The 19,257-nt window shown below is 62.6% G+C and carries 16 protein-coding genes and 1 pseudogene; 13 read left to right on the plus strand and 4 right to left on the minus strand.

The genetic code is table 11. The features are described from left to right. Window positions 1-193 precede the first annotated feature (193 nt). Window positions 194-676: a transcriptional regulator NrdR gene (nrdR, locus tag H3V09_RS00685; RefSeq protein ID WP_198190605.1), complete on the plus strand. Its 483-nt coding sequence runs from the start codon at window positions 194-196 to the stop codon at window positions 674-676. 164 nt (window positions 677-840) lie between these two features. Here the strand turns inward: nrdR and H3V09_RS00690 are convergent, their stop codons facing one another. Beyond that, window positions 841-3,075, minus strand: a complete 2,235-nt coding sequence (locus H3V09_RS00690) for a HelD family protein (RefSeq protein ID WP_198190606.1) — start codon at window positions 3,073-3,075, stop codon at window positions 841-843. Window positions 3,076-3,352: 277 nt separating this feature from the next. On the opposite strand from H3V09_RS00690, the gene mraZ reads away from it, so the two are divergent. From mraZ to H3V09_RS09100, 12 genes are all read left to right on the plus strand, one after another. Further along, on the plus strand, window positions 3,353-3,835 hold the full coding sequence (gene mraZ / locus H3V09_RS00695) for a division/cell wall cluster transcriptional repressor MraZ (RefSeq protein ID WP_198190607.1): 483 nt from the start codon (window positions 3,353-3,355) through the stop codon (window positions 3,833-3,835). A gap of 11 nt (window positions 3,836-3,846) precedes the next feature. Then, on the plus strand, window positions 3,847-4,938 hold the full coding sequence (gene rsmH / locus H3V09_RS00700; RefSeq protein ID WP_415873489.1) for a 16S rRNA (cytosine(1402)-N(4))-methyltransferase RsmH: 1,092 nt from the start codon (window positions 3,847-3,849) through the stop codon (window positions 4,936-4,938). Further along, window positions 4,935-5,426: a hypothetical protein gene (locus H3V09_RS00705; protein ID WP_121913727.1), complete on the plus strand. Its 492-nt coding sequence runs from the start codon at window positions 4,935-4,937 to the stop codon at window positions 5,424-5,426. The genes rsmH and H3V09_RS00705 overlap by 4 nt, the downstream gene beginning before the upstream one ends. After that, entirely contained in the window at window positions 5,423-7,204 is a 1,782-nt protein-coding gene (locus H3V09_RS00710) for a peptidoglycan D,D-transpeptidase FtsI family protein (RefSeq protein ID WP_198190608.1), read from the plus strand. Before H3V09_RS00705 ends, H3V09_RS00710 begins: the two co-directional genes overlap by 4 nt. 46 nt (window positions 7,205-7,250) lie before the next feature. Next, complete coding sequence (locus H3V09_RS00715; protein WP_046322684.1) at window positions 7,251-8,132, plus strand: hypothetical protein; 882 nt, start codon at window positions 7,251-7,253, stop codon at window positions 8,130-8,132. A gap of 9 nt (window positions 8,133-8,141) precedes the next feature. Further along, on the plus strand, window positions 8,142-9,668 hold the full coding sequence (locus H3V09_RS00720) for a UDP-N-acetylmuramoyl-tripeptide--D-alanyl-D-alanine ligase (protein WP_198190609.1): 1,527 nt from the start codon (window positions 8,142-8,144) through the stop codon (window positions 9,666-9,668). Window positions 9,669-9,742: 74 nt separating this feature from the next. After that, entirely contained in the window at window positions 9,743-10,846 is a 1,104-nt protein-coding gene (mraY, locus tag H3V09_RS00725) for a phospho-N-acetylmuramoyl-pentapeptide-transferase (RefSeq protein ID WP_110425045.1), read from the plus strand. Window positions 10,847-10,926: 80 nt separating this feature from the next. Beyond that, a complete protein-coding gene (murD, locus tag H3V09_RS00730; RefSeq protein WP_198190610.1) occupies window positions 10,927-12,366 on the plus strand; it encodes a UDP-N-acetylmuramoyl-L-alanine--D-glutamate ligase in 1,440 nt (479 codons plus the stop codon). Further along, a complete protein-coding gene (locus H3V09_RS00735; protein ID WP_198191091.1) occupies window positions 12,350-13,573 on the plus strand; it encodes a peptidoglycan glycosyltransferase FtsW in 1,224 nt (407 codons plus the stop codon). The genes murD and H3V09_RS00735 overlap by 17 nt, the downstream gene beginning before the upstream one ends. 70 nt (window positions 13,574-13,643) lie before the next feature. Next, window positions 13,644-14,876, plus strand: coding sequence for a UDP-N-acetylglucosamine--N-acetylmuramyl-(pentapeptide) pyrophosphoryl-undecaprenol N-acetylglucosamine transferase (locus H3V09_RS00740; protein WP_198191092.1), 1,233 nt, complete (start codon window positions 13,644-13,646; stop codon window positions 14,874-14,876). A 97-nt stretch (window positions 14,877-14,973) separates the two neighbouring features. Beyond that, complete coding sequence (murC, locus tag H3V09_RS00745) at window positions 14,974-16,584, plus strand: UDP-N-acetylmuramate--L-alanine ligase (RefSeq protein ID WP_415873499.1); 1,611 nt, start codon at window positions 14,974-14,976, stop codon at window positions 16,582-16,584. Beyond that, a complete protein-coding gene (locus H3V09_RS09100; RefSeq protein WP_332460982.1) occupies window positions 16,581-17,858 on the plus strand; it encodes a cell division protein FtsQ/DivIB in 1,278 nt (425 codons plus the stop codon). Before murC ends, H3V09_RS09100 begins: the two co-directional genes overlap by 4 nt. Here the strand turns inward: H3V09_RS09100 and dtd are convergent. The 3 genes and pseudogenes from dtd to H3V09_RS09130 all read right to left on the minus strand — a co-directional run. Continuing rightward, window positions 17,851-18,351, minus strand: coding sequence for a D-aminoacyl-tRNA deacylase (gene dtd, locus H3V09_RS00755; protein ID WP_198190612.1), 501 nt, complete (start codon window positions 18,349-18,351; stop codon window positions 17,851-17,853). The genes H3V09_RS09100 and dtd overlap by 8 nt on opposite strands. 18 nt (window positions 18,352-18,369) lie before the next feature. Then, the gene (locus H3V09_RS00760; RefSeq protein WP_198190613.1) at window positions 18,370-18,876 is read right to left on the minus strand and encodes a helix-turn-helix domain-containing protein; all 507 of its coding nucleotides are present in this window, start codon (window positions 18,874-18,876) and stop codon (window positions 18,370-18,372) included. 6 nt (window positions 18,877-18,882) lie between these two features. Then, window positions 18,883-19,236: pseudogene (locus tag H3V09_RS09130) on the minus strand (AraC family ligand binding domain-containing protein); the annotation flags it as partial. Window positions 19,237-19,257 lie beyond the last annotated feature (21 nt).

The following is a 19,257-nucleotide window of genomic DNA, read 5'->3' on the forward strand; positions in this document are numbered from 1 at the left end:
GTTGGTGACCGAATTCTGATTCCCAGTGACGATTGAGGCAGTGTTTTTTGATCCAGGAAATAAATGACGTGACTTCAATGACTTTTCGCATGGATGAATGCACTAGCTGAATTCGAGGAGTATGTCCAGGGTTGTATGCTGATAGGCCCGGTATACGTGGGTCTTGCGGTCCTTAGGCGCTATGATATTGCATATGCACTGTCCTTTCTGCCAGAATCCCGATACCAAGGTTGTGGATACGCGAATCAGTGACGACGGCCATGCCATCAGGCGTCGTCGTGAGTGTCCGCAATGCTCGCGTCGGTTCACCACAGTGGAGACCTCAATCCTCCTGGTCATGAAACGCTCAGGCAATGCTGAGCCCTTCAACCGCGACAAGGTCATCTCTGGCGTGAGGAAGGCCTGTCAGGGCAGGCCCATCGATGAGAATGACCTGAAGCTCCTAGGCCAGCAGGTTGAAGAGGATCTGCGTTCACGCGGCCTGGCTCAGGTCGATTCGGAAGAGGTTGGCAGGGCCATCCTCAAGCCCCTCAGGGAGCTGGACGAGGTGGCTTACCTGCGCTTTGCTTCGGTTTACCGCAACTTCAGCAACCTGGAGGACTTCCAGCAGGCCATTGACACCCTGCGCGCTGAAGATCAGTCTGCTGAAAGCCAATCTCCTACTGTGCGGTCCTGAAATTAGCAATTTTGCCACCGGCCATTGTGACCGGAACAGGTCCACATTGCAGCAGGCTAGTTGCCTCTGTGGGCGTGCGATGGGATTGGCCTATGGCGGGATTGAACTGTGACGGGGAATAAACAGAGGAGCCAGGCATTATGCAGGCCTGGCACCCAGGTACATCATCCCAGATCCAGCAGCCTCTGATCCTCAGAAGTCTGGGCGATGACCAACTCCTGAGTGGGTCGCGTCATGGCCACATAAAGGTCGGCCGCTGCGCTCAGCCTAGAAGGGGCTTCATTCTGGATGGCTCCAGGCTCAACCAGAACCACGGCATCGAATTCCAGCCCTTTGGTGTGGCTGGTGGTAGTGACCGTGATTTGGTGCTCCTGAGCCTTATCAATATGCAGCCGTGAGCTGACCTCCGCTTCCAGAGCGTTGGGAACGATGATCGCCAGGCGTCCGGTACCGTCTTTGCCCAGATGGCGTTCCGTCAGTTCGCCCACCAGGGCAGGCAGCTGGTCCAGCAGGTTGGCCTGATCGTCAGCTCGCAGGTGGCTGACCGATCCTTCAACCTCGCGGACTGCCTTCAGCGTTGAAACCTCGAGACCCTCGGAGGCTGCGAAGGAGGAGGCCAGGTTGGATACCTGACGAGGGTTGCGATAGTCGATGGTCAGCTGCCTCAGGTCCCATCCGTCCGGACCGAAAAGCGTGTCCATGGTGGAGGCCCAGGACCGTGTGCCGCCAAGGGCCGCCGTCTGGGCCACGTCTCCTACGATGGTAAAGGACCGGGAGGGGCAGCGCCGGACCAGCATCCTCCAGTCCATGGCCGTCAGCTCCTGGGCTTCGTCGATTACGATGTGTCCGTAGACCCATTCCCGGTCGGCGGCCGCCTGAGTGGCTGCCTGGTTATCGTCCTGGCCATTGATGGAATCCAGCAGCATCTGCGAGGTCACGATGCCTGTGCCGATGCCGTTCTGGGCCAAAGTGTCGCTGGCAAACCGGCGTTCCTCTTCACGCCGGGCCTTTTCGGCCTGATCACGATCCGCTTGGCGTGGGTCGGGGCCCAGCAGTTCCATGGCCTCATCCAGGATGGGGATGTCGGATACGGTCAATTCGGCACCATCCTGGCGGGTCAGTAGGTCAATCTGTTCCGGGGTCAGCCAGGGGGCGAACCGGCGCAGACGATCCGGCCTGGACCAGAGGTCGTTGACCAGCCAGCGTGGGTTCATAGGCAGCCAGGCCAGATTGAGGGTCCTCCGCACCTGGTCGTTAAGCCGCAGCAATGAGGTGACCCGGGCGAGTTCCTCGGCTCCGGGCTCGTAGTCCACTCCTTCGGCATAACGGGCGGTCATGGCGTTCAGGGCCGAGCGCACGAAGGTGTTTCTGGCCTTGTTGTGGGGCTGGTGGCTGCGCCGGGCATCGACCAAAGCTTGTTCCAGGTCAACTGCAAGCATGGGTACGGCAACCCCGTCCACCTTGACCGTGGGCAGGGAGGCAGGCACCCGCTCCCGAGAGGCGACGGCGTTGGCTACGGCCTCGGCCATGCGGATGTCTCCCTTGAGCCGGGCCACGTGCGGATCCTCCTGGCGTTCGGTGCTGATGCCGGGGATGAGGTCGCCCAAGGTACGACTGAGCACTCCGGTCTCGCCCAGGGAGGGCAGGACCTGGTCGATGTAGTGCAGGAAGGCGTTGCTGGGCCCGACGATCAGTACGCCTGAACTTTCCAGTCTGCGCCTATGGGTGTAGAGCAGATAGGCTGCCCGATGCAGGGCCACGGCCGTCTTGCCGGTGCCGGGTCCTCCCTGGACCACCAGCGGGCGGGTCATGGGGGAGCGGATGATCCGGTCCTGTTCAGCCTGGATGGTGGCTACGATGTCGGTCATCAGCCCGGTCCGGCGGCTGGACAGGGAGGCCATCAGCGCACCCTCGCCGGCAAGCGTACCGCCCTGGGCTGCCTTGTCTACCTCAGGGGCCGACAAGTCCAGGACCTCATCTTCGATGCCGGTGACCTGGCGGAAGTTAAGGGTGATGTGCCGACGCATGACGATGTCACCGTGGTCCGCCGGTGTGGCCTCGTAGAAGGGGCGTGCGGCCTCGGCCCGCCAGTCGGTCAGGATGGGCTCGTGGTTGCTGTCCAGAAGGCCCAGCCGTCCGATATATCGCCGGCTGCCCTGGTCAGTATCCAGTCTGCCGAAGACCAGACGGTCCTCCACGGCCCGCAGTTGGGTGAGCCGGTCCTCATACATGTTGGCAAAGGAATCCCGCTCGGTGCGCTGGGTAGGGGATCCGTGGGAGCCGGCGGCCCGAACCGCGTCCAGTCTGGTCCTGGCCTGCGTCCGCAGCTCGTCCAGACGGCCGTAGGCCCTGTCCACCGCCGCCTGCTCTTCATGCAGCTGTGAGGAATAGCTCGACATGTGTGTCCGTTCTGTGGAATGTTCAAAAATCGGATGATCCAATATACCGCTCGACCTCTACTTTTTCAGCCCGGCAGACCCTTGGTCGCATCGTCTTTGCCGGGTGGCGAAACGCCGAGGCGGACCCTTTGGTGAGGCAAATGGTTGGGTTTGGGCCTGAAGTGGTGCCGCGGTGGTGAGCAATGGGGATAAGTGGGGTAAAGTGGGGAGCATTGCGTAGGGGACGCTACCCGATGGGGCCGTCTCTTGATTACCAAACTGGCATTGGAGGTGGGGCATGGCCGATACATACAACGCAGATGCCGCCTCGCCTTCCCTGCCGCCCATGCTTCTGGGCACCTACTCGCCCAAGATGGATTCCAAGGGCCGCCTGGCTCTGCCGGCCAAGTTCCGCGCTCAGCTGGGTCAGGGCCTGGTTATGTCCCGCGGCCAGGAACGCTGCGTCACTCTGTTGCCCCCTGAGGAATTTCAGCGGATGGCCGTGCGCATCCAACACACCTCCATGGGCGACAAGTCGGCCAGAGACTACCTGCGTGTATTTCTGTCCGGCGCCGTCGACCAGGTCCCTGACAAGCAGGGCCGCATCCTGGTCCCGCCCATGCTTCGATCTTATGCACGGCTGACCGGCCCTGTTGTGGTCATCGGTGTGGGCACCCGTGCTGAGATCTGGGATCAGGATTCCTGGACTGCCTACTTGGAGAGCAAGGAGCAGGGCTACGCCGATATCGCTGACGATGTTCTTCCGGCGGTGGATTGCTGATGGAGACCCTCATGGAAAATCGCAATCCACCCGACCAGGAAGCTGTGGACAGGGGCATGGTCCACCGTCCCGTTCTGCTGGAGCGTTGCCTTGCACTGGCCCGGCCTGCCTTGGAGCACCCGGGGGCGGTGGCTGTGGATTGCACGCTGGGTTTGGCTGGTCATGCCACCGCCTTCCTCAGGTCCTGCCCTGAGGCCCGTCTTATAGGCATTGACAGGGATCGTCAGGCCCTGGGTCTAGCCACTGGCCGGATGCGCGACGAGGGTCTTGCCGATCGATTCACGCCGGTGCACGCCCCCTTTGATCAGCTGGACCAGCAGCTGGATGCGCTGGGAGTAGGCCAGGTGGATTTGGTCTTCATGGATCTGGGGCTCTCCTCCCTGCAGATTGACCAGCGCGACAGGGGATTCACCTACCGGCAGGACGCTCCGCTGGACATGCGCATGGATACCAGCCAGGAGCTGACGGCCGCACAGGTTCTGGTCGAGTATGACCAGGAACACTTGGCCGACATTTTCTCACGGTATGGGGAGGAGCGCTATGCAGGACGCATCGCACGGGCCATCATCGAGGCCAGGCAGGAACAGCCACTGACCACCTCGGCGCAGCTGGACCGTTTGGTCGACAGGGTTGTGCCGCGTGGCCACCGTCCCCCGGGCAATCCGGCCAAGAGGGTTTTCCAGGCGCTGCGCATCGAGGTCAATGGGGAACTTGACCGTCTGAGGCGCACCCTGCCCCAGGCCATTCTGCGACTGGCGCAGGGAGGTCGTTTGGTCGTGGAGTCCTATCACTCCCTGGAGGACCGCATGGTCAAGCGCTTTATGGCGCCCGGGCTGCATGTGGACCTGCCGGCAGGCATGCCGGTGGTGCCTGATCAGGCCCGCCCCTATCTGTCAGATCTGACTCATGGGGCCATCAAGGCCGATCCTGCCGAGCGGGAACGCAACCCCCGGTCCGCCTCAGTGCGCCTGCGGGCCGTGGAGATGATCGGATCCATTCCCGAGGAGCGTCGTCGTCGGCTTCAGGCCGAGGCACGTGGTGAGGTTTCAGATGGTCGCCACCGCCATGTTGGCCATGGTTCGGAATCGAGGCGCCGGTCATGAGCATGCCAGCACGTTCAGTCCGTTCCAAGGCATCCCCGGACAAAGGGCATCCCCGCATCCAAGAGATGCCCACCAGGCCTGAGCTCAGTCTGATCAAGGGCACAGGCAAGGCGGGCAAGGCGCGCCAGCCGGAACGAGGTCCAGTGGCTGAGGGAGCCCGGCGTCTGATCGGCTGGACGCGAACCCGCGGCAATCCTCTGTTGCGCATCATGACCTCGGTGGTTTTTCTGGCAGCCTGCATGTTCGGTTCCCTGATGTTGCGCACCCAGATGGTCCAGGACTCTTTCGAGGCCACCCGGGTCCAGCATGAGATCAGTAATCTCAACCAGGATGTCCAGGATGACCAGAACAAGCTCGACCAGCTCCAGGCCTCCCTGCCGGACAAGGCCCAGGAGTTGGGCATGCAGCCTCAGCAGGGTCTGAACTCCATCGATCTGCAGGGCTACAAGCCCCCTCAGAACACCCAGGGCAAGGCGGGGCAACCATGAGCCGCAAGGGAACCAAGGGTTCTTGGCACATCTCCTTCTGCAAGCGTTCGTTGTCTGTAGGCCTGATCCTGATCGTGGTGGCTGCATTGGCCCTGGGCAAGCTGGCCTATATCCAGCTCTTCGATGGAAGGTCCATAGCCCAGGCCGCTGCGGCGAGTCGCACCGTGCCGCACACCATCAAGGCCCAGCGCGGCCGCATTCTGGATGTCAATGGCCGGGTACTGGCCCAGAGTCTGGAGCGTTACAACATCATCGGTGACCCCGAGGCGGCGGCTTCCTTCATACCTATCAACTGCACCAAGCGCACAGGCAGCGACTGCCACAGTATCAAGGGTCATCCAGTGGGCGCCGACGGTGCTGCCGGCGTGGCCCGCCTCCTGGCGCCGGCCCTGGGGATGAACGCCATGGAGCTGGGTGGCAAGCTTAGCGTCCCTGGAAGATATGTGGTCCTGGCCAAGCGGGTGACTCCCGAGGCCAAGCGCGCTATTGACAAGCTCGGGTTGCAGGGGATCATCACGGCCGAGCTGAGCAGTGAACGCACCTATCCGCATGCGGATCTGATGGGGGCCCTGATCGGGGGCATCGACGACAGCGGCAAGGGCGTGGCCGGGATCGAGCAGATGGAAAATCGGCGGCTGACCGGTACTGACGGCTATACGGTCTATCAGCAGGGAATGCTGGGCCAGGAGATCCCGGGAACCGTGACCCGTCAGCGCAATCCGGTCAACGGCAAGGACGTGACCCTGACCATTGATCAGGACGTGCTCTGGTACGTCCGTCAGGCCCTCAAGTCAGGCTGCCAGCGCTACCATGCGGACTGGGGCCTGGCGGTGGTTCAGGACACCCGCACCAACGAGATCGTGGCCCTGGCCGACACCGATGATTATCAGGCGGGTAGCGACCAGGCCAAGGTCAACTCCTCACGGGCGGTGGCGGAGACCTTCGAGCCCGGCTCCATAGGCAAGACCATCTCTGCTGCAGGCATGCTTCAGGAGCAGGTCCACTCCATGGGCGACCGCTTCACCGTGCCCGACCACATCACCGTGGACAACCAGCAGTACAAGGATGCCTTCTACCATCCCGCTGAGCATTGGACTCTTGCCGGCATTCTGCAGAACTCCTCTAACGTGGGCATGATCATGGCCGCGGATCGCTACTCTGATCAGAAGCGTTACGACTATCTGACCCGTTTCGGCATCGGTCAGGCCTCGGCCCTGGGCCTGCCAGGGGAGTCCAAGGGCCTGCTGACCACGCCTCAGACCTGGGACCGCCGCACCCGTAACACGGTTCTGTTCGGCCAAGGCTATGCCACCAACGCCGTTCAGTTGACCAATGCTGTCGCCACCCTGGCCAACAAGGGGGTCCGGTCCGACCAGACCATCATCCGCGGGCAGGGCGCGGTCAAAGCCAATCAAGTCAGGGTCGTGGATGAGAAGGTTGCGGCTGCGGTCATGAACGGCATGGAATCGGTGGCCGAGAAGTACGAGAACACAGCCAAGGTGGAAGGCTATCGGGTGGCTTCCAAGACCGGAACCGCCGAGGTGGCTGACAGCTCGGGCCACTTGGGCGGCATCATCAGCGACTGGGTGGGTATCCTGCCCGCCGACGATCCCCATTTTGTGGTCACTGTGGCGCTGAAGAACCCTCACAGCAGCGATGGGGTTTTCGGCAGCATGACCGCCGGACCCATCTTTGCCCAGATCGGTGAATTCCTTATGCAGAAATACCAGGTCCCCGCGTCGCAGCCAAGGACCGATGCTATCCCGGTAACATGGTGATACCGGCAGGCATCATGGCGTTCCCGGACGAAGGAGAGATTGCAGCATGAGCGCGCTGAGTGAATCAATCTCCCGACGGTTGACCCTGGGGCAGCTCAAAGGGCGCTACGGGTTGACATTGGTCCCTGACTTCGCTGAACCAGTCACGGTTACCTCATTGGTGGACGACCTGCCCTCAGTGCGCCCCGGCAGCCTGTACGTGCCTGCAGACCAGCAGGTGGACCAGGGCATGATCGAGGAGGCCGAGCGCCGTGGGGCCTATGCAGCCCTGCTGCCGACTTCGGCTCGCCAAGAGGTGGGACGAGCCCGCATACCCCTGCTCTTCGGCACCATGCACCCCTGGCAGATGGGCCAGCTGCTGGCCAATGCCGCAGGGGATCCTTCGGGAGCCTTGGCTGTCTTCGCCTTGGTCGGCTCCCAGGTGCAGGACCAGGTGGATCTCCTGGCCGACTTCCTGCACGTGCTGGGCAATCCCGTCGGCATTCTCAGTGCCAAGGGCTCGTATTCGCTGGATCGTCGGTTGGACCTCGAATATCCCCTGAGCATGTTCGATGTGCAGCGCAGTCTGTCCATTACGCTGGAGGACGGGGCGGCCGCTGTAGTCATCTCCGTGGATGAGCAGACCCTGGCCAAGGATGCCCTGCAGGCGGTGGACCTGGATGTGGTGGCTCTGGGCGCCCAGGAGGGCTCCACCCGCGATATGCGACACTTGCGGCTGATTTCCAAGGCCCGCCGATATGGGTTCAACCTGGGCGGGCACACCATCGTGGCCCGGCGCAACGAGGAATCAGACGGACTGGCCCGCCAGTCCCTGCCCGCAGACGCAGAAAGTGACGACCTGTCCCTGTGCATCGCCATGACCATGGCCGCCGGCGTCAAACGCAACAACATCAGGAGCGCCCTGCGCGTCTCCCGTGAAATGTCCTGAGAGGTGAGGATGAGTCAGTCTGTAGGGGCCGGGTCCATGCCCATGACCCTGGAAGAGGTCGTCGAATATGTGCACGGTCGGCTGGTCGAGGCCGGTCCTGGTCGCGAACCCGATCGCAGGTCTGTGCGCATGCGGGTGGTGACGGATTCCCGGCAGGTGGAGGCCGATGGGCTCTTCATAGCCATCAAGGGCGAGCACGTGGACGGGCATGACTATGTTCCCGGCCTGGGGGCCAAGGGCTGCCGCGCGGCCTTGGTCGATCACCTCGTTCCGGGCGCTGACCTGCCGCAGATTCTTGTGGCCGATACGGTTGCTGCCCTGGGGCTGCTGGCACGGGCCAACATAGACCGTCGGCGCAAGGACTCAGGCCCCTTCACGGTCATCGGCATCACCGGTTCTGTCGGCAAGACCACGACCAAGGATCTGCTGGCTTCCCTGCTGGCCCTGTTGGGTTCTGTGGTGGCTCCGGTCGGGTCTTTCAACAATGAGATCGGTCTTCCTCTGACTGCCTTGGAGGTCGGGCCGGACACCCGCTACCTTGTGGCGGAGATGGGTGCCAGCCACGTGGGCGAGATAGCAAGCCTTACCAGGATTGTTCCTCCGGACATGGCCCTGGTCCTCAAGGTGGGGGTGGCCCACCTGGGCGAATTCGGCTCCGTGGAGCGCATCGCCCAAGCCAAGAGCGAGATCGTGCAAGGTTTGGTGCCGGGTGGGACCGCCGTGCTCAATGCAGACGATTCCCGGGTGGCGGCCATGGCCGATCTGGCCCCTGGGCCTGTTCTACGATTTGGCTTGGCCACTGAGGACGGCGGGCAGGACCGGGACCTGGACGATTCGGCTCGCTACTTGGACAGTGACAGCCTGGACAGGCCGGCCTTCGAGCTGCACCTGCGTGGCCAGCAGTCAGTTCGGCTACGTCTGGGTATCCCGGGACGACACAATGTCATGAACGCCCTGGCTGCCGCCACGGTGGCCCACGCCCTGGGTCTGGACGCAGAGCGTATCGCCGATGAGCTCGGCCGACAGCAGCGGATCAGCCCGCATCGGATGGCCGTGTCTTCGGTCCAGTTGCCGGGTGCCTCCTTCACTCTGATCGATGATTCCTTCAACGCCAATCCCGACTCCGTGCGGGCAGGTCTGGATGCCCTGGCTGCCTGGAGGGGATTCGATGGCCCGGTCTATCGGATAGCGGTCCTGGGGGTCATGCTCGAGCTCGGCGATCGAGGGGAGCAGCTGCACCAGGAGATCGGTGCCTACTGTCGTCGTCAGGACATTGATGCATTGGTCGCAGTGGGTTGCCGGAATCAGCAGATGGACGGTCTGGTCCAGGCCCTGGTCCGTGGTGCCGGCGGCCCGTCTGATCCGAGCGATGATCAGCCGGGGGCCATGCGGGTACTCTTTGCTCAGGACGCTGACCAGGCTGACCAGATGGTCCGCCGTATGTGCGCCAAGCATTCGGACCGGAAGAATCTTGTCCTGCTCAAGGGCTCGCACATGTCCGGCCTGTCCGCTTTGGCCGACCGGTGGCAGGGCTGAGCTATGAATCTACTGGCATCCCCGCAGCGGGGTCTAATGTTCAAGGACAGAATCCAAGAGTTGGAGTACACACTGTGATTGCCCTCATCATCGGAATCCTGGTCGCCCTAGTGGTGACGCTGGCGGGGACCCCCCTGCTGATACGGCTGGTCCATCGGTTGCACTATGGCCAGTACATCCGCCAGGACGGGCCCAAGTCCCACCTGGTCAAGCGTGGTACACCGACCATGGGCGGGCTGGTCATCAACCTGGCCATCCTGCTGGGCTGGGCAGCCTCGGCGCTTTACCGCTACCTGTCGCGGGGGGAATCCGTGTCCCTGTCGGCCATGCTGGTTCTGTTCGCCATGCTCTCCATGGGTTTACTGGGCTTCATTGACGACTTCGCCAAGGTGCGCAAGAAGCAGAACCTGGGCCTGTCGGTCAGGGCCAAGTTCACCGGCCAGTTTATTCTGGCCACAATATACGCGGTGCTGGCCCTGAAACTGCCCACCAAAAATGGCTACCCCAGCGCACAGGCGGGCATATCCTTCGTGGAGCAGCCCATCATCGACTTCCGAATGGCGGGCAGCGTCCTTTCCGTGGTGTTATTCATCATCTGGGTCAATCTGCTGATGACGGCCTGGAGCAATGCGGTCAACCTGACCGACGGCCTGGACGGGCTGGCGTCGGGCTCCTCCATGATCGCCTTCGTGGGTTACACGATCATCGCCTTCTGGGAGAGCTACCACTTGAAGGGCGGCGGCCATCCAGGCCATGCCTACGCTGTCTCCGACCCCCTGGACCTGGCCATCATCGCCTGCTGCGCTGCTGTGGCCTGCTTCGGCTTCCTCTGGTACAACACCAATCCGGCCTCCATCTTCATGGGAGACACGGGATCCCTGGCTCTGGGCGGGCTCTTCGCAGCCCTGTCCATCGCTACCCATACCGAACTGCTGGCGGTCATCCTGGGCGGGCTTTTTGTGGGAGAGGCCGCCTCCGATGTCATCCAGGTGGGCTACTTCAAACTCACCCACAAGCGGGTCTTCAAGATGGCGCCCATCCACCACCACTTCGAGCTGATGGGCTGGCAGGAGTCCAAGGTGGTTGTCCGGTTCTGGATGGTGGACCTGATCTTCGTCCTGTTGGCCTTGGTCTGCTTCTATGCAGACTGGGTGGTCCGCTCCGGACTGCCCATCTGAGTGCGTCCATTCACGGTACCGGACTTTCGGCAGCCGGTATCATGCCAAGCAGATGCCGGAGCTAGCGGAATGAGGTGTTCATGGATATGGACTTGAGCCAGAAGCGTGTACTGGTCGCCGGGCTGGGCATTTCCGGACGGAGCGTGGCCGCAGCCCTGCGAGGCCGGGCGGCCGGAGTGACCACTGTGGACCAGCGCGCCCCGCAGGCCGATCTTCGTGACTTTGACCAGGTGGACTGGCGTCGGGTGGATCTGGTCATGGCTTCGCCAGTCTTCAATCCGCGCACCCCATTTATCCTTGAGGCGCAGCGTCGGGGCATCCCCGTGGTCAGCGAGGTGGAGATGGCTTGGCTGCTACGGGTACCCTCAGCCCGGACAGGCCGGCCGGCACCCTGGATCGGGATCACCGGCACCAACGGCAAGACCTCGACCACCAGGATGGTCTCCGCCATGATGCAGGCCAGCGGGTTCACGGCCCCTGCGGTGGGCAATATCGGCAAGGCCGTCTCCACAGCCGTCCTGGATCCCGACAATGACATGCTCTGCGTGGAGCTAAGCTCCTTCCAGCTGCATTTCACCTTCTCGCCGGCCCTGGAGTGCGCGGCTATCACCAATCTGGCCGACGACCACCTGGATTGGCACGGGGGCTTCGAGGCCTACGCGGCCGACAAGGCGCGTATCTACAGGGGCGTGCGCAAGGCGCTGGTCTACAACGCCGATGACTCCCGGGTCTCCAACCTGGCCAGACAGGCGCAGCCAGCCCCAGGTTGCCGACGGGTGGGCTTCACCCTGGGCCGGCCCGAGTCTGGGCAGCTGGGCGTGGAGGACGGCTGGGTCATGGACCGCAGCGGAATGACCGGTCAGGACCGTGATGAGGGCATCAGGCTGGTCCGGGTGGCCGACCTGACGGATCTGTGTGAGCCTGACGGCACGGTCTACCCTCACCTGCTGGCCGACGCTCTCTGTGCCTTGGCTCTGGCACTGGGTGCTGGAGCCAAGGTCGATGCGGCCATCGAAGCCATGCGCGCTTTTACGCCCGGCGACCACAGGATCAGCACCGTGGCCTCCCTGGGTCAGGGTGCGCAGGCCATCCGTTTTGTAGACGATTCCAAGGCCACCAACGCCCATGCAGCCGAGGCTTCCCTGGCTAGCTACCATGACGGCCAGGTGGTCTGGCTGGCCGGCGGACTGGCCAAGGGCGCCCGCTTCGACGATCTGGTCCGGTCTTGCAGGTCCAAGCTGGCGGCAGCCGTGGTCATCGGCCAGGACCAGCAGCCCATGGTCCAAGCCATCAAGGACCAGGCACCCGATCTGCCGGTTACCTTGATCGATCCTGGTGCTGGAGATCAGGTCATGGCCCGGGCTGTTCGTGCGGCCGGCTCCTATGCACAGCCCGGCCAGGTGGTTCTGCTGGCACCTGCCTGCGCCTCCATGGATCAGTTCGTCTCTTATGCCGACCGGGGCGACCAGTTTGCCCAGCAGGCCAAACAGTGGGTCCATGAGCATGAAACGCGACACTGATCCGAGCAAGGCCCACTCACGAGGGTCTGGCAGCAAGGGAGACTACCGGGGCTGGCGGGCCATTCTCAACCCGCTCTGGTGCTACTACGGCTTTCTGGCCACAGTCGTCGCCACCACGGTCTTCGGCCTGATGATGGTATTCTCCTCTTCGGCTGTGGATCTGGTGGCCCAGGGCAGCTCACCCTGGAGTCAGGTCATCCGCCAGACCATATACGCAGTGTTGGGGCTTTTGCTGGCCCTTCTGGCCGTGAGGATCAGCATCGATCACTACCGGAACTGGAGCACCTGGTTTCTGATTGCCAGCCAGGGCATCCAGCTGTTGACTCGTACCCCGCTCGGGCGCTCCGCCAACGGCAACGAGGGATGGATCTCGATAGGGGGCATCTCCATGCAGCCGGCCGAGCTGCTCAAGCTGGCCCTGTGTCTGTGGCTGCCCCAGGCACTGATCGAAGCCCAGGGGCAAGTCGGCAAGGATTCCGATCTGAAGAGCCTGGCCAAGGCCTATGCCAAGCCGGCTTTCGGCTTTCTGATCAGCTTCATGTTCATCATGCTGGGCAAGGATCTGGGGACCGCCATGATCATCGTCATCATCGGCTTCGTGGCCTTCCTGGTTTCAGGCTTCCCCCTGCGATGGCTGCTCAGCCTGGCGGTTCTGGGGATGGCTGCGGTCATCGGCTTTTCGGTCTACGGCAACAGCAACCGGACCCAGCGGATCATGGCCGCCTACGGCAAGTGCTCGGCGGATGACATCCAGGGTGTCTGCTACCAGTCCATCCATGGGCTCTACGCCATGGCTTCGGGAGGATTGACCGGGGTCGGTCTGGGCAACTCCAGGGAGAAGTGGAACTATCTGCCCGAGGCGCACAATGACTTCATCTTCGCTGTCATCGGCGAGGAGCTGGGTTTTGTCGGGGCGGCCATGCTTATTCTGGTCTTCGTGGTCATGGGCTGGTGCATGCTGAGAATCGCCCTGACTACCAGGAACCGATATGCGGGCATGGTGCTGATTTGCCTGGATGTGTGGCTGGTGGGCCAAGCCCTGATCAACATCTGTGTGGTTCTGGGTCTGCTGCCGGTCATTGGGCTGCCCCTACCCTTCGTGTCGGCTGGAGGGACCGCCCTGATCTCCTGCCTGGCTTCGGCCGGGGTGGCTCTGAAGATGATTCGGACCCAACCAGACGTGATGGCGGCCACAGACGGGTCCTGAGATGCGGAATGGACATGGCGGAAAGGAAGCGGATTCGCGGATGACGACAGCGACGAGGACCGAGAAAGGGATGCCTGGGGATGCCCAGGAGCATTCCGGGAAAGGTGCTGGTCCCCATCTGGTGCTGGCCGGGGGAGGGACGGCAGGGCATGTCAACCCCCTGCTCAGTGTGGCTGCGGCCATTAGGGAGCGCTGCCCGCAGGCTTTTGTCAGCGTAATTGGCACTGCTGTCGGGCTGGAGCACGACCTGGTGCCGGCCGCCGGACTTCCCCTTGACCTGATTGAGAAGGTGCCCTTCCCTCGTCGTCCTGGCAAGGCCGCACTGGACTTCCCCCGGCGTTGGCGGCGTGAGGTGCAGCGAGTACGCGGGTATTTGCAGGATCGGTCAGCCGACCTGGTGGTCGGCTTTGGCGGTTATGCCTCGGCGCCGGCATACAGGGCCGCACGGAACCTGGGTCTGCCCATCGTCGTCCACGAGCAGAATGCCCGGGCGGGCATGGCCAACAAGCTGGGTGCCCGCTGGGCCGATTTCGTAGGTACGGCCTATGAGAATACAGGCATACGGGCCCGGTCCGGAGTACCAGTGCGCCGCGTGGGTCTGCCTTTGCGGCCGACCATCGCCCGACTGGCCAAGCAGATGGAGGCTGACCCTGCAGGAGCCCGCCGGGAGTCTGCGCATTCTCTGGGGTTGGATCCCGATAGGCCCATCCTGCTGGTGACTGGAGGATCCTTGGGAGCGCTCAGCCTGAACAAGGCGGTGGCTGGCGCAGCCCGGCAGCTGCTGGATCGGACACAGGTCATCCATCTGACGGGCCGTGGCAAGGCCGACCAGGTCAGGGAACAAGTGACGGCTGACCTGGGCGATGCGGCTATCAACGATCTGGACCCGGCTCACTGGGGCCAGGGGGACTACCATATGGCTGAATACCTGGAGCGGATCGATTTGGCCTTCGCCTGTGCTGATCTGGTGGTCTGCAGGGCTGGTGCAGGCTCTGTCAGCGAGCTGGCCGCCCTGGGCGTGCCGGCCGTTTACGTGCCCCTGCCCATTGGCAATGGTGAGCAGCGGTTCAATGCCCAACCGGTCGTTGATGCCGGGGGAGGGCTCATGGTCGATGATGCGGCCTTGGATGCTAAATGGATAGCCGACCACATTCCTGCCCTTATGGCCAACGGGGATAGGCTGGCTGACATGCGCCGCCGAGCCTGGGGGTACGGGATTCGCGATGCCGCTCAGGTGATGGCCGAGCAGATCCTGACCATGGCCGACCAACACCTTGCCCGCAAGGACTCTGGGAGGGACTAATCGGGCATAATGGAGGCAGAAGATGCGCGGCCGTCCTGAATGGTCCTGAACTGTTGGAGGAGATGCAACTACTGTGCCCAAGCATGAATTGAATACAGTGCCCGGTCGGCAGGACGGCGGTGACAGGTCCCTGCCGGTCCTGGATCCCTGCCTGCCCGCTCTGGCCCAGGCCGGTGTGCGCGACCCCAAGGATCTGGGGCCCACACACTTCATCGGCATCGGTGGGGCCGGGATGAGTGTGCTGGCCGAGATGCTCCACCAGGAGGGGGTGCAGGTCTCCGGATCCGACCGCGCCGAGGGAGACAAGACCCGACGCCTGCGTCAGCTAGGAATCCGGGTCGTCATCGGTCAACAAGCCAGCAATGTGGCCGGGGCCCGCACGGTGGTCTGGTCCAGTGCCATCAAACCTGACAATCCCGAGATTCTGGCAGCTCGTGACGCGGGCGCCCGGCTGGTCCATCGCAGCGACATTCTGGCCCTGCTCATGGCCTCTAGGATTTCGGTCACCGTGGCCGGAGCCCACGGCAAGACCACCACCAGCGCGCTCTTGGCTCACCTGCTGACCAAGGGCGGACGAGGGGATCTGGCTGATCCCAGCTACGCCATCGGGGGCAGCCTCCAGAGCAGCCAGGGGCCCATGGACGGCGGGCACGTGGGAGCCGGACGGGTTCTAGTGGCCGAAGCGGACGAGTCCGACGGCAGCTTTGGCAAGTACACTCCTGACATCGCCATCATCACCAACGTGGAGCCCGACCATCTTGACCACTACTGCACGGCTGATGCCTTCCACCAGGCCTTTGTGGAACATGCCCGGCATGCCCGACGTTTCCTGGTGGTTTGCGGGGACGACCAGGGGGGCCTGGAAGTGTTGCGGCGGCTGCAGGGGGACTGCCGGGCCAAGATCATCGTCTATGCATCAGATCCCCAGCTGAGCATTGACTCCCTGCCTGGGGTTCTGGGCTTGGTCCGCATCGGGTCCGAGTCCGAGAGCAGCGGCAGCGGCCGTGAACATTGCCGTCTGGCTCTCCCCGTGCAGGTGCTCCAGGCGGCAGGGTTGGATGCCAGCAAGCCGCTCGATCTGCAGGTGGATTTGGCGATTCCCGGCATCCACAACGCCCGCAATGCAGCAGCAGCCGTCATCGCCGCCGTCCTGCTGGGGATGGATCCTAATACGGCCGCCGCTTCCGCCGCCGACTTCCGTGGTGCCTCTCGACGCTTCGAGGTCCGCGGATGCCAGCATGGGGTCACCGTAGTGGACGATTACGCCCATCATCCCACGGAGATCGCCGCCCTGCTTACCGCCGCCAGGCGACGTTATCCGGGCCGGACCATCAGGGTGCTCTTCCAGCCTCACCTGTATTCGCGCACCGCCATCTTCGCCGACCGGTTCGCTGCCGCTCTGTCCCTGGCGGACGATGTGACGGTAACTGATATCTTCCCTGCCCGTGAGCTGGCCAGCGATTTTCCGGGCGTGGATGCAGGCACCATCCCTGCCGCCGCCCGCAAGGCATCGGACCACAAGCCCCAGAACTCAGGACATAAGTCGACTGAGACCGTCTTTCGGGCCTGCTCGGACATGCGTCAGGCCGCTCTTGAACTGGCCGAACGAGCGGAGCCTGGGGATGTGATCCTGATCGTGGGCGCCGGCGATGTCACGGCCATGGGGCCGGTCATTCTCGATAAGCTGGCTGAACGGGATGAGCAGTGAAGAACGGCAAGAGTCGCAGGGCCTCCAGCGGAGCTTCGTCCAGAACCAGGGCAGTCCGGGCTGCAAAAGCCGCACGGACTGCCCGGTCTGGGCGCACCAGGCCTTCGGAAGAGGAGCAGCGGACTGGTAGAACCGCCAGATCGGGCAAGTCGGCCGCCTCCGATGCTTCGGCACAGGCCAGCCGGTCCAAGGTGGAAAAAACAGGTGGTGAGGGCAGGCGCCTTAAGCGGTCCAAGCGTTTCAAAGGTTCGAAGCGTTTCAGGGGTCGTCCGAGTCGTTCCAAGAATACAAGCAGCTCACGTACTCGTAGCGCCAGATCCGCCTCATCATCCTCCCGCGCTCTGATAAAAGGCAGTAGCGTATCAGTCTCCAGGTCTGCGGCATCCAAGTCCGCGACCTCACGCTCGACAAGTTCGACCGGAGGATTCGTCGATGCCCGGGCCATACCGCCGGACCGACCCGTCTCAGGCAGAATAGGCACTGATCAGGAAGATCAGGGGCTGGGGATTTTTGTTCGGCCCAAGGTTCTGGATTTTCAGGCTCGGGTGCGCGAGAAGAAGAAGGTCAGCCGCAGGCTGGTCCTGATCCGGACGGGTGTCGTCGTCGTGGTCATGGCTCTGATAGCAGGACTGGCATGGTTGCTTTTTCTCTCGCCGGTCTTTCGCCTGCAAACCGACAAGATCAACGTCAGTGGCGGCAATGCCTGGGTGTCCAACGATCGAGTGGTCTCAATCGTGGCCAATCAGGGTGATCGCTCTCTGCTGCTGATTTCCACCAATGGCGTCGAGCAGGAGATCAGCGGCATGGCCGGGGTGACCGATGCCAAGGTCCGTAAGAGTTTTCCGCATGGTCTGGAGGTGACCTTCGATGCCCAGGAGCCTACTGCGGTCTTCAAGGATGCGCAGCGGAAACTGACGGCTGTAGACAGGCAGGGCAGGGTGCTCAATACTGTGTCCAAGCCAGTGGAGGGGGTGCCGGTCATCCAGGTTGCCACCGTCAAGCGTGCCCAGCAGGATCAGGCGGTCAGGCAGACTCTTCGGATTCTGTCAACCATGCCGGAGGCCATGCGCCATTCGGTGACCAAGGTGACTGCGAAAACCCAAGACTCCATCACCACCGAGCTGGACCAGGGCAAACATGTGATCATCTGGGGTGATGGCTCTGATCTGAAGCTCAAGCAGGCCGTGGTCGACAAGATCATCAACGATCCATCCAAGATTGGCGATAAGCATCAGCTGGATGTCTCGGCGCCCCTTAGGCCCATTGTCAAATAGTCGTTGAAGGAGCTGCCGGCTTCATCAACCTGTCGGTGTCCAGCAGGATGGTCACCGGTCCGTCGTTGACCAGATCCACTCGCATGTGGGCGCCGAAGCGTCCGACGGCAACCGGCACACCGGTTGCCGCCAGGGCCCGGTTCAGATCCTGCCAGACGCTTTGGGCGTGTTGGGGCTCTCCCGCAGCCATGAAGCTGGGACGGTTGCCGCGACGAAGGTCCGCGTAAAGAGTGAACTGGGAGATGGAAAGGATGGAGCCGCCACAGTCCAGGATCGACCGGTTCATCCGGCCCTTCTCGTCGGCGAAGATGCGCATCCGGGTCAGCTTGCGGACGGCATAGTCCACCTGGTCTGCCCCGTCGCCATCCTGGACGGCTACCAGAAGCATGAGCCCCATGCCGATGCTCTGGGGTTTAAAATCGGGATTCGGCCGCCCCTGCTCATCGACAACATCGACCCGGGCACGGCTGACCCGCTGTATGACGATTCTCATGGTTCCAGTCTAAGGACTTCAGGCGTTGTTGTAGTGTCGCTGGGAAAAGCTGGATCGGTATCTGGTTGGGGTCAGGCCGGAGAACCGTTTAAAGACGCGCATGAAATATTTGGGGTCGTCATATCCGCAGGCTTCGGCTATCTGTCTGACGCCCATGGAGGTCGACAGGAGCAGCTCCTGAGCTCGTTCGATGCGGATCCGCCTGATCTGTCCGGTGATACCGATGCCGAACCGCCGCTTATAGATGGTCGACAGGTACGAGGGCGAATAGTTGAAGTTTTCTGCTACGCTGGCAACACTGATCCGGTCGCAGGCGTTGATACGGATCCAATCTTGGACCTTCTGGAGGGTGCTGTCCTCGTCGTCAGCTTCTTGACGGTCCTTGGGCGCGGGCCTTCCCATGGCGATCTCCATGAGCAGGCAGGTCATGAAATAGCTGCAGTAGGGGCTGGGATCCGGGTAGGTGCGCTGGTAGATGTCAAGCAGCTGGTTGAACATGACGGTCAGCCGATTGTTGTCTGCCAAACGAAAATCCAGGGGCAGCACCACGCGTGCCGCGCCCTGGTCATTTCCATCCCTTTGTTCGTCAGGCAGGCCTTGAACCCTATGCCAGTCAGGCAAGGTGAAGTGGGCCCAGTAGAAGGTCAGAGGCTCCTGTCCCAGCCGTCGACTGCCCTCATGAGGGGTGCCGGGCGGGATCAGCAGCAGGCCGCCTGCCTTCAGATCATGATGCCGTCCGGCTACGGTCAGCGGAAGGATGCCCTCTTCAACCAGAATCAGCTCAAAGCTGTCAACGGTGCGGCGCTCGTGGATCCATCCGGGGGTGCCGATGAAGCGCCCTGCGGATTTGAAGACCGCCGCATCGTTGGGGAAACTGGTGATGATTGCCTGATCCGTGCTGACCGT

This window comes from Bifidobacterium sp. M0399 (genome assembly GCF_016100595.1).
Lineage (GTDB): Bacteria > Actinomycetota > Actinomycetes > Actinomycetales > Bifidobacteriaceae > Bombiscardovia > Bombiscardovia polysaccharolytica.

Bases quoted from the DNA above. Each gene is read 5' to 3' on its own strand.
- H3V09_RS00720 (WP_198190609.1), top strand. From the start codon at position 8,142: ATGAGTCAGTCTGTAGGGGCCGGGTCCATGCCCATGACCCTGGAAGAG.
- H3V09_RS00715 (WP_046322684.1), top strand. From the start codon at position 7,251: ATGAGCGCGCTGAGTGAATCAATCTCCCGACGGTTGACCCTGGGGCAG.
- H3V09_RS00735 (WP_198191091.1), top strand. From the start codon at position 12,350: ATGAAACGCGACACTGATCCGAGCAAGGCCCACTCACGAGGGTCTGGC.
- dtd (WP_198190612.1), bottom strand. From the start codon at position 18,351: ATGAGAATCGTCATACAGCGGGTCAGCCGTGCCCGGGTCGATGTTGTC.
- nrdR (WP_198190605.1), top strand. From the start codon at position 194: ATGCACTGTCCTTTCTGCCAGAATCCCGATACCAAGGTTGTGGATACG.
- H3V09_RS00690 (WP_198190606.1), bottom strand. From the start codon at position 3,075: ATGTCGAGCTATTCCTCACAGCTGCATGAAGAGCAGGCGGCGGTGGAC.
- mraZ (WP_198190607.1), top strand. From the start codon at position 3,353: ATGGCCGATACATACAACGCAGATGCCGCCTCGCCTTCCCTGCCGCCC.
- H3V09_RS00710 (WP_198190608.1), top strand. From the start codon at position 5,423: ATGAGCCGCAAGGGAACCAAGGGTTCTTGGCACATCTCCTTCTGCAAG.
- H3V09_RS00740 (WP_198191092.1), top strand. From the start codon at position 13,644: ATGCCTGGGGATGCCCAGGAGCATTCCGGGAAAGGTGCTGGTCCCCAT.
- rsmH (WP_415873489.1), top strand. From the start codon at position 3,847: ATGGAAAATCGCAATCCACCCGACCAGGAAGCTGTGGACAGGGGCATG.
- H3V09_RS00705 (WP_121913727.1), top strand. From the start codon at position 4,935: ATGAGCATGCCAGCACGTTCAGTCCGTTCCAAGGCATCCCCGGACAAA.
- murD (WP_198190610.1), top strand. From the start codon at position 10,927: ATGGATATGGACTTGAGCCAGAAGCGTGTACTGGTCGCCGGGCTGGGC.